The organism is Gordonibacter urolithinfaciens (assembly GCF_900199375.1).
Lineage (GTDB): Bacteria > Actinomycetota > Coriobacteriia > Coriobacteriales > Eggerthellaceae > Gordonibacter > Gordonibacter urolithinfaciens.
Map to the genome: position 1 here is coordinate 2,961,849 of NZ_LT900217.1, position 16,466 is coordinate 2,978,314.

At 68.2% G+C, this 16,466-nt stretch carries 14 protein-coding genes; 8 read left to right on the top strand and 6 right to left on the bottom strand.

Annotated features, from left to right (window positions below; translation table 11 throughout):
- Positions 1-6 precede the first annotated feature (6 nt).
- From BN3560_RS12695 to BN3560_RS12720, 6 genes are all read left to right on the top strand, one after another.
- Positions 7-786, top strand: a complete 780-nt coding sequence (locus BN3560_RS12695; RefSeq protein ID WP_096228332.1) for a transposase — start codon at positions 7-9, stop codon at positions 784-786.
- 112 nt (positions 787-898) lie between these two features.
- Positions 899-1,417 (top strand): cysteine hydrolase family protein, encoded by a 519-nt coding sequence (locus BN3560_RS12700; protein WP_231897424.1) that lies wholly within the window; start codon positions 899-901, stop codon positions 1,415-1,417.
- A 13-nt stretch (positions 1,418-1,430) separates the two neighbouring features.
- Positions 1,431-2,534 (top strand): dipeptidase, encoded by a 1,104-nt coding sequence (locus BN3560_RS12705; RefSeq protein ID WP_096228334.1) that lies wholly within the window; start codon positions 1,431-1,433, stop codon positions 2,532-2,534.
- Positions 2,535-3,077: 543 nt separating this feature from the next.
- Entirely contained in the window at positions 3,078-3,533 is a 456-nt protein-coding gene (locus BN3560_RS12710; protein WP_087190580.1) for a MarR family winged helix-turn-helix transcriptional regulator, read from the top strand.
- 5 nt (positions 3,534-3,538) lie between these two features.
- Positions 3,539-4,870, top strand: a complete 1,332-nt coding sequence (locus BN3560_RS12715; RefSeq protein WP_227115530.1) for an MATE family efflux transporter — start codon at positions 3,539-3,541, stop codon at positions 4,868-4,870.
- Positions 4,871-5,276: 406 nt separating this feature from the next.
- Complete coding sequence (locus BN3560_RS12720; RefSeq protein WP_157780588.1) at positions 5,277-6,827, top strand: helix-turn-helix transcriptional regulator; 1,551 nt, start codon at positions 5,277-5,279, stop codon at positions 6,825-6,827.
- Positions 6,828-6,908: 81 nt separating this feature from the next.
- Here BN3560_RS12720 and BN3560_RS12725 read toward each other — a convergent pair whose 3' ends face one another.
- The 6 genes from BN3560_RS12725 to BN3560_RS12750 form a co-directional block, all read right to left on the bottom strand.
- On the bottom strand, positions 6,909-7,310 hold the full coding sequence (locus BN3560_RS12725) for a PaaI family thioesterase (RefSeq protein ID WP_096228337.1): 402 nt from the start codon (positions 7,308-7,310) through the stop codon (positions 6,909-6,911).
- A 76-nt stretch (positions 7,311-7,386) separates the two neighbouring features.
- A complete protein-coding gene (locus BN3560_RS12730; protein ID WP_096228338.1) occupies positions 7,387-8,514 on the bottom strand; it encodes a hypothetical protein in 1,128 nt (375 codons plus the stop codon).
- A 75-nt stretch (positions 8,515-8,589) separates the two neighbouring features.
- A complete protein-coding gene (locus tag BN3560_RS12735) occupies positions 8,590-9,720 on the bottom strand; it encodes a 4Fe-4S dicluster domain-containing protein (RefSeq protein WP_096228339.1) in 1,131 nt (376 codons plus the stop codon).
- Positions 9,713-11,287, bottom strand: coding sequence for a glutamate--tRNA ligase (gltX, locus tag BN3560_RS12740; RefSeq protein ID WP_096228340.1), 1,575 nt, complete (start codon positions 11,285-11,287; stop codon positions 9,713-9,715). The genes BN3560_RS12735 and gltX overlap by 8 nt, the downstream gene beginning before the upstream one ends.
- Positions 11,288-11,444: 157 nt before the next feature.
- Complete coding sequence (locus tag BN3560_RS12745) at positions 11,445-12,260, bottom strand: lipoprotein intramolecular transacylase Lit (RefSeq protein WP_096228341.1); 816 nt, start codon at positions 12,258-12,260, stop codon at positions 11,445-11,447.
- Positions 12,261-12,381: 121 nt separating this feature from the next.
- On the bottom strand, positions 12,382-13,752 hold the full coding sequence (locus BN3560_RS12750; RefSeq protein WP_096228342.1) for an ATP-grasp domain-containing protein: 1,371 nt from the start codon (positions 13,750-13,752) through the stop codon (positions 12,382-12,384).
- A 216-nt stretch (positions 13,753-13,968) separates the two neighbouring features.
- Here BN3560_RS12750 and metK point away from each other — a divergent pair, with 216 nt between their 5' ends.
- The gene (metK, locus tag BN3560_RS12755; RefSeq protein ID WP_096228343.1) at positions 13,969-15,234 is read left to right on the top strand and encodes a methionine adenosyltransferase; all 1,266 of its coding nucleotides are present in this window, start codon (positions 13,969-13,971) and stop codon (positions 15,232-15,234) included.
- 519 nt (positions 15,235-15,753) lie between these two features.
- Positions 15,754-16,425: a DNA damage-inducible protein D gene (gene dinD, locus BN3560_RS12760; RefSeq protein WP_197702193.1), complete on the top strand. Its 672-nt coding sequence runs from the start codon at positions 15,754-15,756 to the stop codon at positions 16,423-16,425.
- Positions 16,426-16,466 lie beyond the last annotated feature (41 nt).

Genomic DNA, 16,466 nt, shown 5'->3' on the forward strand with positions numbered 1-16,466 from the left:
GTCGAGATGCGTACACCGAGAAAACAATGCGAATCCAATGTGTACCATGTGGTGGCAAGGGGTACAGCACGTCAATTGATCTTCGAAAACGACCCCGACCGTACGTTCTTTCTTCGGCTTCTATCGGAAAAAGCCCATGAGACGAATTGTACGATCTACGCGTGGTGCCTTATGGGAAACCATGTTCATGTGCTTGTGAGAGCTCCCATGGAAGATGTTTCGCGGTTCTTCAAATTGGTGTGCGGAAACTATGCTCAGGCGTTCAATGTGCGGAATGGGCGCACGGGGCATCTGTTCCAAGAGAGGTTCAAAAGCGAGCCTGTTTCGGACGATTCCTATTTTCAGACAGTGGTGCGATACATTCACATGAATCCCGAGAAGGCCGGTTTGGCTTCGTGTGCTCAATATCGCTGGAGTAGCTTCAGCGAATATATCGCTTCCAAGCGTTCGCTGGTGTTGTGCGATACGGACTACGTCTTGGATATTTTTGGCGGCATTGAAGAGTTCATGCGTTTCCATCAGGTAAAAGATGACAATGCGGTTTGCTTGGACGCGGACGCGGCGGGGAAGACGAGGCCCATGCGCGACGAAGAGGCGCTTGCCCTTGTGCAGCGGATACTCGAAGAGGTGGATCTTGCTGATTCGAGACCTGCTGACTTAAAGACGGTCGAAAAGAAGCGCAGAGACGATGCGATTAGAAGAATGAGCAAAGCTGGCTTGTCGATAAGGCAGATAGAGCGTTTAACGGGGATCGGTCGCGGTGCGATTCAATATGTGCTTCGATAAGTAGCGTATTTATGACAAGGTACCTGTCCCCTTGTCAGGTTCGCCGCGGTACAATGGCGGGGTGCCTACACGGGATGGAAAGGATGTGTCGATGGGGTTCGACGCTTTGATCGTGATCGACATGCAGGAGGCCCTCGTAGGGCGGCGACCTTGCGGGGCGGATGAGACGGTGGACGCGATCGCGAGGCTTGTCGGCGCGTGCCGCGCGAGCGGCGTGCCGGTCTTGCACGTGCGCCATGACGGCGGGCCCGGCGACGAGCTTGAGGCGGGCACGGACGGCTGGCGGATCTGCGCGCCGCTTGCGCCACAGGAAGGCGAGCCCGTGTTCGACAAGCGTTTCAACAGCGCGTTTCGTCGGACGGGGCTGCAAGCGCACCTCGAGCGCCGCGGCCTGCGCCGTTTGCTGATGTGCGGCATGCAGACGGAGTTCTGCTTCGACGCGTCGGTCAAGGTGGCTTTCGAGCTGGGCTTCGACGTGACGGTGCCGAGGGGTGCGGTGACGACGTTCGACTCCGCGTTCGCGCCGGGAGGAGAGCTGACGGCGTATTTCGAGGACTGCATCTGGGACGGCCGCTATGCGCGGGTGGTTCCGCTGGAAGAGGCGCTGGGCGCGATCGAGCGCGGCGCGTGAGAGGAGGGCGGCCGTGGGGCTGTTCATGACGTTGGAGGACGCGTCGGCCGAGGAGGCGGCGCTGCTGCGTGAGGGCGTGCTGCCCGAGGCGGCGCCGGGCGAGGCGGCCGAGGGACGCCTGCGGGTGTTCGACCTGCACTGCGACACGCTCGATAGGCTGGCGTTCCATGGCGACCCGTCGGTGCCGGGCGGGTTCGCCGCGCACGACGCGCGCATCCCGGCGGCGCGCATGTCCTCGCTCGCCGACAACGACGCGCACGTCTCGCTCGAGCGCACGGCTGGGTACGCCTGGTGCCAGTGCTTCGCGGCGTTCGTCCCCGACGAGGCGCGCGGCGATGCGGCTTGGGCGCTGTTCGAGCGCGTGCGGCGCGTATGGGAGCGCGAGCTGGAGCGCTGCAGCGACAAGCTCGCGCGGGCTCGCTCCATGGCCGACGTGGACGCGGCCCTCGCGGCGGGCAAGACGGCGGGGCTCTTCACGGTGGAGGGCGCATCCTTCCTGGAGGACGACGCGGCCGCCGAAGGGCGCCTCGACGCGCTCGCCGAGGCGGGCGTGCGCATGGTCACGCTCACGTGGAACGGGCGCAACGCGCTCGGCAGCGGCAACGAGACGGCCGACGGGCTCACCGGCTTCGGCCGCTCCTGCGTGCGCGAGCTGGAGCTGCGCGGCATCGCGGTGGACGTGTCGCACCTGAACGACGCGGGCTTCAAGGACGTGTGCGCGACCGCGACGCGGCCCTTCGCCGCCTCGCACTCCAACGCGCGCGCCGTGTGCGGGCACCCGCGCAACCTCGCCGACTGGCAGCTGTGCGAGCTGGCCGACGCGGGCGGCGTCGCGGGACTCAACTTCTGCCGCGACTTCCTGTCCGAGACGCACGCCGACCCGACCCCCGACGACGTGCTGCGCCACGTGGACCGCATGCTCGAGGCGGCGGGCGAGGACGTGCTCGCGCTCGGCAGCGACTACGATGGCTGCGACGTGCCCAGCTGGCTCGACCCGTGCGACCAGGCAGGCGGCCTGCATGCGCTCATCGCGAGCCGGTTCGGCGAGGCTGTGGCCGACAAGGCGTTCTTCGGCAATGCCCGCGCGTTCTTCGAACGGCTGGAGGGGCAGGTCTAATACAAGCAACGAGGTCATGGACAAGATTGCACCTTGTGGCTGGATATTGTCGGCCTTCGAGCCTGTACGGCGAAGAAATGGTTGGGTACTGTTTATAATGCCTTTTCAAATTAATGTGAAATTGAGAATAATATAGTGGCGGTTACGCGATACTGTGCATAAGCTCGAATCTCGTCCATGGTGCTCGGCGTGCGAGGAGGAGGCCGGCGCTGCAGCGAAGCCGACGCACCGCAGGGAGGGGAGGAGCGGGCGCTTGAGAGTGCGGAGCGGGAGGGCGAATCCCAAGGGAACGAGAGCGGGAGAACATGCGCTGCAGAAGAGCGAGGCCTGCGTGAGAACGGGAGCTGTGCGCGAACAGGAGCCCGAAGGGAACGATAGCGCCCGAGAGTGCGAAAACCCCAAGGAAAGGGGAGCTGCGGGCGGGTCGCCCTCCGATACCTCGTGGGCGTTCTGTGAGCTCTGTTGACGTGAATCCGATATCGGACTTAAATGCCACAGGTACGAAATCGGACTTGCGAATCGAACAACGGAGGGCGAACCGACATGGACGCACGGACGGCGCACGCCAACCGCGAATACAACAACCTTTACCGGCTCGGCAACGAGCTCTACCATAATGTGGCCGTGAGGATGGGGCTGTCGGACAGCGCGTTCGACATCCTGTACGCCCTCGACGGCTTAGGCGACGGCTGCCTCCAGAAGGACGTGTGCACCGCATCGGGCCTGTCGAAGCAGACGGTGAACACCTCGGTGCATAAGCTCGAGCGCGCAGGTTACGTGGAGCTGCGCGTGGAGCACGGGCGCGGCACCCACCTCCATCTGACCGAGGCGGGACGCGTTCTGGTGACCGAGCGCATACGACCGGTGGCGAGGGCCGAAGAGGCCGCTTTCGCCGCCATGGCCCCTGGGGAGTGCGAGGAGCTTCTGCGCCTGTCGCGCGTCTACCTCGAGCACCTGCGCGGGCTGGTGGACGCCCTACCGTATCCGGAGAGGAGGTGAGCGGCGTGGCCATCAAGCTGTCGGACCACTTCACTTACGGCCGGCTCGTGCGCTTCGCGCTGCCGTCTATCGCCATGATGATATTCACGTCCATCTACAGCGTGGTGGACGGCCTGTTCGTATCGAACTTCGCGGGCAAGGAGGCGCTCGCCGCCGTGAACCTGGTGTTCCCATTGGCCATGGGGCTGGGGTCGGTGGGCTTCATGCTGGGCACGGGCGGCGCGGCGCTCGTGGCGAAGACCATGGGCGAGGGTGAGGCCGTGCGGGCGAACCGCCTGTTCAGCTTCATCGCGCTCGCCGCAGTGGCGTCCGGCATCCTTCTGGCCGCCGTCGGCGCGGTCGTGCTCGAGTCGGTGCTCGCGGCGCTCGGCGCGCAGGGCTCGCTCATGGAGCAGGGCCTCGTGTACGGGCGAATCCTCGTGGTGGCGCTGCCGCTGTTCATCGTGCAGAACGTGTTTCTGAGCTTCTTCATTGCGGCCGAGAAGCCGCAGATGGGCCTCGCGGTGACGGTGGCCGGCGGCGTGACGAACATCGTGCTGGACTATATGTTCATCGCGGTGCTTGGCTGGGGTATTGTCGGCGCCGCGCTCGCCACCGCGGCGGGCCAGTTCTTGGCGGCGGCGGTGTCGGCTGTGTTCTTCGCCCGCAGCAAGACGAGCCGCCTGCGCTTCACCCGCCCGCTCGCGGACTTCCGCGCGCTCGGCAAGACCTGCGTGAACGGCTCGTCCGAGCTCATGACCGAGGTGGCCGCGTCGGTGGTGAGCATGCTGTACAACTACCAGCTCATGATGATAGCCGGCGCGGACGGGGTGGCGGCCTACGGCGTGATCATGTACGTGAACTTCATCTTCACGGCGGTGTTCTTCGGTTTCGCCATGGGCACGGGGCCGGTGGTGAGCTACCATTACGGCGCAAAGAACCAACCGGAGCTCAAGGGCCTGTTCAAGAAGAGCATGCTGCTGGTGGGCGGCACAGGTGCGGCCATGTTCGCCGCCTCGCAGCTGCTCGCTGCGCCGCTCGTGGGCGTGTTCGTGGGCTACGACGCCGAACTTGCCGCCATGACGCTGCACGGGTTCCGCATCTATGCGGTGGCGTTCCTCGTGTGCGGGTTCAACATCTACGGCTCGGCGTTCTTCACGGCGCTCAACAACGGCAAGGTGTCGGCGCTCATCAGCTTCATGCGCACGCTCGTGTTCGAGACGTCCACGGTCATGCTGCTGCCCATCGTGTGGGGCATAGACGGCGTGTGGAGCGCCATCATCGTGGCGGAGGCCTGCGCGCTCGTGCTGACGACCGCCTTCCTCGTGGGGCTGCGCAAGCCCTACGGCTACGCGTAAGAGGCGTGCGAGCCAGGGCCGGCAGGTAGGAGCGGGGATGCCGGGTGCGTGCGCGTGGCGGCGCGGGCTCCCGTGCGGACTTCCGCGTTGCCTCTCCGGTTCGGCCCTCGGCTGTATTGACGGGCCGGGTTGAGGCCCCGGTAGCCAAGGCGGTTGCCCGAGGGCGCCTGCTGCCCGCCTTCCACAGCAGGGAAAGGCGATAGACTTGGCAGGCGCCCGGCTGTGCAGGGCGCCCTTTGCGTATAATGGCGGCATGGCTGCATGCTGCCCCTGACGTACCGGAGGTGCTTGGGCGGCGCGGATGCGCGGCCGTCCGGACGTGCCTGGCGGTGGGGCCGGGCGCGGAAGGCGCCTTGGGGGGCCGAGGCGGCGGGCGATGTCCCGAGCAGGAGAGGGGAATACGGGGATGAAGGGGTTGACGGGCGGTTTCCCGCTGCGGTGCTGCATCGCGCTGGCCGCGCTTGCGACGAACGCGCTGGTCCTCAACCTGTTCGTGGTGCCTTCTACGGGCTCGTACCCTTCATACGGCGGCTTCGCCGCAGCCCTCGCCGCCGTCCTTGCCTACGCCGCGCTGCTCGCAGTCGCGGCCCGGAGGCCGAACGCCCTGCGGCATCCGTCGGTGCCGTGGGCTGCGCTCGCCCTCTTCTGCGCGGGCTCGGCGCTTGTGGCGGCGGGGTACCGGGGCGAGTCGACGACGGCCTCGCTCGCGGGGTGGTTGCTTGCATCGCTCGCCACGGCGTGGCTCGTGGTCTTGACGGGGCTCGCGCTCGCGCATTTCTCGCCCCGGACCGCCTTCGCGGCGATTCCGGCGGCGTACGCCGCCGTGTACGTGGCCGCATCGGCCTTGGTGCCGTTCGTGGAGTCGCTGCGCGCGGCCCGCTTGGCGCTGCTCGCGCTCTACGTGCTCACCTTCCTTGCCGCGTTTGCCTGCGCCGTGCGCCCGGGGCGTGCCGCACTTGCCGTCTTCGCTGACGGGGGAGGCGGCGCGGCGGCCCGGCCCGCGGCATCGGACGGTTACCCGCCGGCCTGCTCGAAGGCCGGCGGGCCGCCCAAGGCGGTGCTGTTCGCCGTGCTGATCGCGCTTGGCCTGGTGAGCGGCTACACCGCCTTCGTCGTGTTCGGCTCGCGCGAGAGCGCCGGCGTGAGCTTCGTGGCGATGGCGGCCGCGATGCTGGCCGTGATCGTGGCGTCGCGTTTCTCGAAAAGCCGCACGGACGTGGTGTTTCACTTCGGGCTGCTGCTCGTGCTGGCCGGGCTCTTGGTGGTGCCGTTCGTGGCGCAGGCGTCCAGCGGCGAGCGCGTGGCCCTGATCCACGTGTCGAACACGCTGCTGGCGGCCGGATCGGAGTGCTTCGCCATGCTCGTGTGGATCGTGCTGGCGGCGCGCGCCGCCAGCCGCCCGGCCGAGGCGCTGGCCTTGCAGGCAGGCGGGCGGATGGCCGTGGCCCTCGGCATGCTGGGCGGCCTGGTGCTGGGGACGGTGGCCTCCTCGTTCTCTGCAGTGAGCCCGCTCGTGCCCGACGTGGTGGCCGTGGGGTTCGCGTTCGCCCTCGTGGCCTACGCGCTGGTGGGGTTGCGGCGCTTCAGCTTCGAGGATGCGCTTTCAGGCGGCGAGGGAGCCCTGCCCGGTTCGGTGCCCGGGCCGGCCCCGGCTGTGGGCGCTCCGGGCACCGGGAGCTTGGCGGCCGCCTCGGAGGCCGCTCTCCCCGGCGACGGGACGCGCGCCGCCATCGAGCGGAGCTGCGGGGCGCTGGCCCGCAAAGGCGGCCTCACCGGCCGCGAGACCGAGATCCTCGCAATGCTCGCACGCGGCCGCAGCGCTCCCTTCATAGCCCAGGAGCTGGTTATCTCGCCGAACACGGTCAAGACGCATGTGAAGCACATCTACGCGAAGCTCGGCGCCCACTCCCAACAGGAGATCATCGATCTTGTGGACGGTCAGTGCGCCGCCGAGTAGCGGGGCGCTGGCAGCGTCCTCGGCCTGCGCCCCGGACGTGCCCCGGTGTTGCCGAGGGGGCGGAACCGACAGCCACGGGCGCTAGCGGTAGCAGGTAGCGGTCATCCTCGCGACGTCCTTGCCCAGGTCGTCTTTGACGGTCACGGTGTAGAAGCCCAGATGACGGCCCGGCTTGTCGCAGACGGACGTGGCGGTGAGCTTCGCGCCCTTCGTCGCGCGCAGGAAGCTGATGTTCGAGTCCACGGACACGGTGGGCTCCTCGCCGATATTGCACGAGATGGCCAGCGCGAAGTCCGCCAGCGTGAAGATGGCGCCGCCCATGACGTTGCCCATGGCGTTGCGGTGGATGTCGCCCAGCTCCATCTCGCACACCGCACGGCCCCGCCCGCCCTCCACGACGCGGCACCCGGCCGCCTGGGTGGCGAACCGGTCGTTGGCGAACACGGCCTCTATCTGGTCGCGGGTGGGGTTGTCGGGCAGCATGGGCGGGTCCTTTCGCATGGGTTCCGGTCGGGCGCTGAGAAGGCCCCTCGCAGGGCCTTGGAAGGCGGAGGGGGGACTACTGTGCCGGGACGGCGGTGGCGGCGTAGAGCTCCAGCCAGTCGCCGTCCTTCACGGTGACGGTTTGCGAGCCGCCGCGCACCACGTACTTCTCGTCGGTGATGGAGCCGCTGCCGAAGGCCAGGTCCCTCATCACGAACGCCCCGCACTCGTTGTCGGCCTCGGCTGCCGCCTCGGGCTCGATGGTGACGGTGTAGGTTCCGGCGGGGATGTCCTCGCCCACGCGGTAGAGCCCGCTGCGGTAGGGTGCGGCAGGCTCGAAGGCGGCGTCGGAGGCGGGGTACAGGCGCAGGCCGTCGGGAGCGTCCCAGGCGAACACCGCGCCCTCCTCGAGCTCCACGAAGTAGTTGCCGAAGTACGTGACGCCGTAGTCCACCTCGTAGCGCGCGTCCGAGGTGGGGCCGAACACCACGTAGTCGGCCTCGTCTGCAGGATCTCCCTCCACGAAGTAGAGCCCAGGCTCGAGGTCCTTGCCGGCGCCCACCTCGTAGACGCCCGGCGTGTGCTTGCCGTCGACGGTCCGGCCGTCCGACAGGTCGAGCATGTCCTTGATGTAGTCGATGCTGAAGTCGACGTCCGCGCCGTCGTAGCCGTCGGAATCGCCGTAGCCGTACCGGTAACCGTCGTCGGACCCGTACCCGTAGCTGTTGTGGTAGCCGCCGTAGCGGCCGTCGGCCACTTCGGAGACGATGGCGCATGCCGTGCAGCTCACGCACCCGCCGATACCCAGCACGAAGACGAGCAGGCACCCTGCGAGCACCCAGGGCCATGCCTTGCGCTTCGGTTGACCGGGGGATGCCGCGGGGTAAGGCTGCCCCGGGTACGGTGGGCAGGGCGGCTGCTGGCCGGCGCCGTAGGGCGGGTACGGCGGCTGCTGGCCGCCGGGCTGCTGCGGCGGTGGCGGGTACGCCCCGTAGGGCTGTGCAGGCTGCTTCGGCTGCTGCGGCTGCCCGTACGGCTGCGCGGGCGGGCACGTGCCGGCGGGCGCGTAGGGCTCTGCGGCGGAACCCGGCAGCGGAGGCCGCTTGTAGGGCGCGGGCACGGGCGGCGGCCCGGCAGGCTCGGATGATCCGGCAGAGCCGGGCTCGGGCGGATCGCAGGGGTTCTGGCGCTCGGGATCGGTCATGGGAGGCTCCTTGCCTGTTGCGGTCCCGCCTATCTTAGCACAGCCGCTTGCGGCGGTTTTTCGCCCGCACAGAGATTACAGGCTGGTTTCGTCCTCGGCGGGCAGCAGCGTCTCGGCCGTCGTCTCCACCAGCTCCACCGCACCTTCCGGGCAGGCGCCGACGCACAGGCCGCAGCCGATGCAGTAGCGCGCGTCGTAGGCGAGCGTCCCGTCGGCCGGGTCGGGGCGACGCGCGCCCGTGGGGCAGACCGCTGCGCAGGAGAGCGTATCCGTGCAGAGCGCGCAGTCGGTCTCTGACAGCACAAGCGGCACGCGCGCGGCGATGCCCGGGTCGCGCTCGAGCGCTTCCAACAGCATCTGGCGCTTCGGCTGCATCGTCCTCTTCGTGAGGCCCTCCGGCACGAAGTCGTTGAACTCGGTGCCGTTGCCCAGGTTCAGCCGTGCCAGCGCCCGCGCGCGCTCGCGGCGCTCGTAGAACTCCTGCAGCACCTCGGAGTTGCGCAGGCGGCGCTTGCCGCTGGCAATGTCGCCCACCTCGCCCACGAGGTTCGAAAATGCGCTGCGCCGGTCGACCCCTGACGGGTCCGCCAGGTCGCGCAATAGGTTCTCCTTCTCGGGGATGACGTCGGAGAAGCCCACGGAACGCCCGCTCCACTCCTCGGCCGTCTCCACGGCGTGGGCGTACAAGAGCTCGCCCATCTCGCCGGCGCGTGCGCAGTCGGTGCAGTAGGACAGGTCGGCCGCTATCGTCACGTCGATGCCCTCGGCCAGCACGAGCGTCCAGAACTCGGGCGACAGGCACGCCAGGCAGGGCAGCACCACGACGTTCGCCGCCGGCTCCAGGCCGGGGAACACGTTCTCCTTGCAGGTGAGCACCGCGCGCTCGCCGCGCAGGGCTATGCGGCGGATGCGGGCGTGCAGGTCGGCCATCGTGACGCGCGTCGACGAGAACGCGTCGCACACGCCCAGGCAGATGCCGCAGCGCGTGCAGGCATCCCCGTCGATGACGGGGGCTCCGGCCTCGGCGAACGACACGGCCCCGTGCGGGCAGGCCAGCGCGCACCGCTCGCAGTCGGCCCCGTGCGCGCGCAGGCAGAAGTCCCTCAACACCACGATGCGCTGCGGCCGCTCGGAGCCGTCCGCAGCGCCGGACGGCTCCTGCTCGGGCGGGAGCCCTGTTTCCTGCCTGTCGGGGGCGTCAGCCACCGAACACCTCCGCGGCCACCTTGTCGATGCGCGCCAGCACGTCCTCTCGGGGCAGAAGCTCGATGCTCTCGAACAGGGGCGGCGACACCATGTTGCCGCACACGGCCACGCGAAGCGGCTGGAGCAGGAGCTTCGGCTTGATCTCCAGGCGCTCGCCCTCGGCGCGGCACGCCTCTTCCAGCGCCTCGGCGTCCCATTCCACGCCCTCGTCGGCCAGCACGCCGCGGCAGGCGGCCAGCGCCTCGTCGGCGCGCGCGCCCTCCTTCTTCAGCACCTTGCTCACGCTCTTCTCGTCGAGCTGCACGTTTCGGCCCCAGAACATGAAGGCCAGCTTGTCCACGGCCTCGTCCAGGCGCGTCAGGCGCTCGGAGACGAGCGGGTACAAATCGCAGTACCACACGGCGCGCTCCTGCACGTCGGCGAGCGCGGACTCGATGGCCGCGCCGTCGAAGGCGGCCTCGCGCGCCTCGGGATCGATGGGCGTGCCGGCGGCCACGGCGCTGCCGAGGATGTTCGCCTGCGCGAGCCACAGCAGCGACGAGCGCACCCAGGCGTTCGGCCCCATGTCCTTGATGTACTGGCCGTTCATCCAGTCGAGCTTCGTCTCGTCGAACACGGCGTCCTTCTTGGTCACGCGCTCCAGGCTGAACTTCTCGCACAGCGTCTCGCGGTCGATGAGGGTGGTCTCGCCGTCGAGCGACCAGCCCAGAAGCGCGAGGAAGTTCACCATGGCGTCGGGCAGGTAGCCGCGCTCGCAGAACTCCTCCACGCTCGCCGCGCCGTGGCGCTTCGAGAGCTTCTTGCCGTCGGGGCCCAGGATCATCGACAGGTGCGCGAACACGGGCACGTCGAATCCGAGCGCCTCGTAGATGAGGATCTGGCGCGGGGTGTTGGACAGGTGGTCGTCGCCGCGGATGACGTGCGTGATGCCCATGTTCGCGTCGTCGCACACCACGGCGAAGTTGTAGGTGGGGCTTCCGTCGGTGCGCACGACGATCATGTCGTCCATCACCTCGGCCGGGAAGCTCACGTGGCCGTACACGGCGTCGTCGAACTCGATGGCGCCGCGGCCCTCGGGCACGCGCAGGCGCCACACGTGGGGCTCGCCGGCCTCGATGCGCGCGGCCGCCTCGGCGGGGTCGAGGTCGCGGCAGGTGCGGTCGTAGCCCGCGTAGCCGCCCTCGCTCTCCTCGGCCGCGGCGCGCTTGGCGTCGAGCTCCTCCTTCGTGCAGAAGCAGGGGTAGACGCTCCCGCGCTCGCGCAGGCGCTCGAGCGCCTCGGCGTAGGTGTCCGTGCGCTGCGTTTGGAAGTAGGGGCCTGCCTGCCCGCCCACCTCGGGGCCTTCGTCCCAGTCGAGCCCCAGCCATTTCATGGCGTTCAAGATGACCTGCACGTTCTCCTCGGTGGAGCGCTCGGGGTCGGTGTCCTCGATGCGCAGGATGAAGTCGCCTCCCATGGCGCGCGCGAACGCCCAGTTGTAGATGGCCGTGCGGGCGCCGCCCACGTGCAGGCGGCCGGTAGGGGAAGGCGCGAAGCGCACGCGCACGTTCTTCTTCTCTTCACTCATGGTTGCGATGATCCTCACGTTCGGTCACTGGTTGTCTAGTCGTCGATAGACTTGCGAAGGCCTGTCTAAGGGGCGTGCCGCGCGCAGTTCCGCACGAACCGAAGCATCCTGCGGATGCTTCGTGCGAGCCCAGGACTGTTCGAGCACGGCATGTCCCTTAGACAGGCCGGCGGCGGAGCGTCGCGCCGACGACGATAGCCAGTATAGACAAGACGAGGGTAGTCGCAAACCAGATACCGGCCATGCCCATCCAAAAATCAAGCGGGTACATGCCAATGAGAAGCGAATCGTAGGAGAACGTCCAATTGCCCTGGGGGAACAGCACCGCGTGGAAGGCGGCGAACAGGCCGTTGAAGTCGAGGGCGGCCCACGCGCCGAGCGCCGCGAACGCCGCGATGAGGACGGCGGGCGCAACGACGAGCGCGGTGCCCGCGAGGCGACGCTCGTGGCGCACGAGCAGATAGGCGAGGGCGGCTGCGGTGAGCGCCGCCACGCCCCAGAGCAGGGGAACGGCGGTTCGCACGAGGACGTTGCAGTCGTCCAGGTGGGAGAGCGCGTCGCCGTCCAGCGCGTAGGCGTCGTCCACGGCGGCCAGCCGATCGAGCGCGGCTTGGGGGGAGGAGCCGTCCGCGTCTGCGGCGACCGCCTTGCGGGCCTCGGCCGACCAGCGCCCGCGGACGGGGGAGCCCTCTGCGCTCGCCTCGCGCGCGGCGTCCAGGATGGCGGCGGCTATGCGGTCGCGCGCACCGTCCTCGCCATCGGCGCCGCGGCCGTAGTCGTCCACGGTGAACCCGCGGGTCTCCACGGCGAGCGCCGTCAGCTGCCCGTCGGCGTAGGGCGATTCCGCGTCGTTCGCGGTGGCCTGCGCGAGGATCTGGGTGGAGGCGGGCAGCGTGCATGCGCCGAACCCCGCCGCGAACAGCGTCACCGCCAGCGCCATGGCGGCAACCGCCGCCGCTACCTTGTCGGCCATCGGCCGTCCTCCTCGCCCTCTCGCGTCCCCGCGCATCCTCGGCGGCATCCCGTGCCCAGCCTGCCGTGCCGTCCTGCCCGCTTGCCGGGCCGCACCCCCGTGCGGCCCGGCGCCGATACCGTCAGCCCCTGTCCACCCAGATGGTGGCCGCCGTCATGCCCTGCTTGTCCTTCGAGATCGTGGGCTGCGGCCCCAGGCGGCTGAACACGCCCATGAACTCGCCGTCGTACAGGTACAAGCCGTTCAGGTTGTTGTACGGCCGGGGGTCGAAGGGCACCTCGTCGTCCGGCAGCGCGTCGATGCCCGTGTCGGGCGGCAGCGTCTCGGTCTTGAAGGGGCGGATGTAGCGCTGCACGATGAACGGGTGGCCGGCGCGGCCGTTCGCGAAGCGGTCGATGAGCCGCTCCCATTCCTCCTGCGTCACGGACTCGCCGGCGTACACGTCGTCGGCGCCGTAGTGGTCGGTGGGCTTGATGATCCACTCGCAGCGGTTCTCGCGGATCTGCGGCAGGTTCACGTGCTCGTCGTCCAAGAAGGCGGTCAGGGGCACGGTCTCCTCCACGAACGAGATCTCGTCGGCGTCCAGAAACGCGGTCGTGCGCTCGTCGAACAGCACGCTGAACAGCTGCTTGTCGTGCACGATGTGCCCGGCGAAGCTGCCGATGAGCGCCACCTTGGCCGCGCGCACGGCGTCGATGAGCTGCTGCGACTCGTCCCAGTGGTCGATGACGTCGTTCGTCACGCAGCGCCGCCAGATGGCGTCGATGCGCCGGCCCTCCCCGTCGCGCAGCACCTCGCCGTCGAAGCGCAGGTCGCGCACGTCGGCCACCACGCAATCCGCGCCGCGCCGGCGGAACAGGTCGGCGTAGATGTGGAACTCGTCCACCACGCCGTTCTCCAGGTAGTCGCAGATGGCGATGCGCGGGCTCTCCACCCGGCGCTCGTAGGTTGCGTAGATGTCCAGGAACTTGTCGACCCAGCTCTCGAACAGCTCGCAGCCCTCCACGTGGTGGCGGTTCGCGAACTCCTCGAACGTCTTCGACTGCGCCACCGACGTGGTGATCTCGCGGTTCTCGTTCATACCCGACGAGCCGTCGGCGTTGAACTCGCAGAACTTCATCCGGCCGTCGTCCTCGTTCAGGAACGTGTCCACGCGTGCGAACGGAAGCACCGCGTCGTAGCCGCGCGGCAGGCAGATGAGCTCCTCGAGGCGCGGGTCGAAGTCGAAGGCGCGGCGGTAGTCGGGGTCCGCCAGGTAGTGCTCGATGACCTTGACGAGGATGCGGTGGGCGGTCTCGGCCGTCTCCTTCATGATGCGGTACGTTCCCGCATCGAACAGGCGGGGCACGAAGCTGGCGGTCACTACCTGGTGGTGCACGATGGCCGTGGAGCCCTGCAGGTACTGGTAGGCGGCGCGGCGGCCGGGCACGTCGCCCTGCAGCGATTCCATGATGGCGAAGTACTCGCGGGTGTAGTCGGCGTTGTACGACATAGGCGCTCTTTTCCGTCGGTTGGAGGCAGTGAATCGCCTGCCATCTTACCACGAGCGCCGCGCGCCGGCGACGCTGCGCGCGCGGGCGTAGAATAGTCGTGATTTGCCGGATGACTCGGCCTTCACGACCCGAGGTGTGCTAACCTTGGACGGAGATAAACCAGGCGCCTCGCGGGGAAGCGGGGCGCCGTGTACGTATGAGGAGAATGGGGAACCATGTCCGACACGCATGCATCGTATCTGTTCACGTCCGAGTCCGTCACCGAGGGGCATCCCGACAAGGTGTGCGACCAGATATCGGACGCCGTGCTCGACGCGATCCTGGCCAAGGAGATAGAGCTTGCGGCCCAGGGCTACGTGGCTCCCAACGGCTGCCCGGCCGACCCGGCGCAGGTGCGGTGCGCCTGCGAGACCTTGGCCACCACGGGCATGGTCATGGTCACGGGCGAGATACGCACGCAGGCCTACGTGGACGTCCCCGGCATCGTGCGCGAGGTGCTCTCCGACATCGGCTACAACCGCGCCAAGTTCGGCTTCGACTGCGACACGTGCGGCGTGCTCAACGCCATCCACGAGCAGAGCCCCGACATCGCGCAGGGCGTCGACGAGAGCTGGGAGGCCCAGCACGGCCTGGCCGGCGACGACCCCTACGAGCGCATCGGCGCGGGCGACCAGGGCATGATGTTCGGCTACGCCTGCGACGAGACGCCCACGCTCATGCCCATGCCCATCTACCTTGCGCACCGCCTGGCCGAGCGCCTGTCGGCCGTGCGCAAGGACGCCACGCTGCCCTATCTGCGCCCCGACGGCAAGACGCAGGTGTCCGTGCGCTACGAAGACGGCCGCCCGATGTGCGTGGAGAAGGTGGTCGTGTCCACGCAGCACGCCGAGAGCGTCTCCCACGACGAGCTGCGCGCCGCCATCGTGGAGCACGTGGTGCGCCCCGTGCTGGAGGCCGAGGGGGTGGAGCTTGCCGAGGACGCCGAGATACACGTGAACCCCACCGGCCGCTTCGTCATAGGCGGGCCCATGGGCGATGCGGGCCTCACCGGCCGCAAGATCATCGTTGACTCCTACGGCGGCATGGGCCGCCACGGCGGCGGCGCGTTCTCCGGCAAGGACTGCACGAAGGTGGACCGCTCGGGCGCCTACGCGGCGCGCTGGGTGGCGAAGAACGTGGTGGCGGCCGGGCTCGCCGCGCGCTGCGAGATCCAGCTCGCCTACGCCATCGGCATGGCGCGGCCGGTGTCGGTGATGATCGACACGTTCGGCACGAACAAGGTGGACGAGGCCGCCATCGAGCGCGCGGTGGGCGAGGTGTTCGACCTGCGCCCGGGCGCCATCATCGACGAGCTGGACCTGCGCCGCCCCATCTACCGCTTGACCGCCGCCTACGGCCACTTCGGCCGCGAGCTGCCCGAGTTCACCTGGGAGCGCACCGACAAGGCCGACGAGTTGCGGAAGGCATGCGGGCTGGGGTAGGGGGCCGCTCGGGCGTTCCGAGCATCCCGAGCGTCCCGTTCGCCGAACACCCGCCGAACATGCCCGCGGCGGGTGTTTTTTGTTCCGTTATTCTGCAAATAAGGGAACAAACGTTCCTTATTTATGCTATGATGCTGCTATCGAAAGAGCCAGTGCGGATGCTTCCCCTCGGCCGGCGAACGGCCTCGCAAGGGATGCCCATAGATGGCGGCGGTCTCCGCGTCGCCCGCACCACGTCCGCAAGATCCTCTCAACAGACGGAGCCTGCCTGCGGGCCGTCGGCGCGCGGTCGCGGCCGCCTGAGCGGCGAGGGCGGGAAAGGGGGGACGTTCATGGAGCGGTACGACATCGAGAAGCGCAAGCTGACGCTGGACGACCTGGCGCACACCGACGCGGAAAGCGGCGTCGAGTTCTGGTACGCGCGCGACATCATGGGGTTTCTGGGATATACCCAGTGGCGGAACTTCGAGGCGGCGGTTAAGAAGGCGATGGTCTCGACCGAAAGCAGCAAAACCGCAGGTGAACATCATTTTGCTGGCTGTCAGCAAAATGGTCGAGCTCGGCAGCGGGTCCAAGCGCAAGGTCAAGGACTACAAGCTCACGCGCTACGCCTGCTACCTCATCGCGCAGAACGGCGACCCGCGCAAGGAGGAGATCGCCTTCGCGCAGAGCTACTTCGCGCTGCAGACGCGCAAGCAGGAGCTCATCGAGGAGCGGATGCGAGCGCTTGCGCGCATCGCGATCCGCGGGCAGCTCACCGAGGCGGAGAAGGAGCTCTCGCGCATCGCTTACGAGCGGGGCGTCGACGGCGCGGGCTTCGCGCGCATCCGCTCCAAGGGGGATGCGGCGCTATTCGGCGGCCACACGACGGCCGATATGAAGAAGCGGCTGGGCGTCAAAGGGTCGAGGCCCCTTGCGGACCACCTGTCGTCGGTCACCCTTGCGGCGAAGCAGCTTGCCACCGAGATGACGAACCACAACGTCGAGGACAAGGACTTGCGAGGCGAGCCCTCCATTGCCGAAGAGCACGTGCAGAACAACACCGGCGTGCGCGACCTGCTCGGCCGGCGCGGCATCAGGCCAGAGGAATTGCCGCCCGAGGAGGACGTGAGAAGGATCGAGCGCCGCGTGACCGTCGAGACGCGCAGGTTGGAGCAGGAGGCGCGGGGGTTTCCCGCGTCGGAGGGCTAAGCTGAGGCGGTCCGGTTGCAGACGTGGGATATACTGGTTGC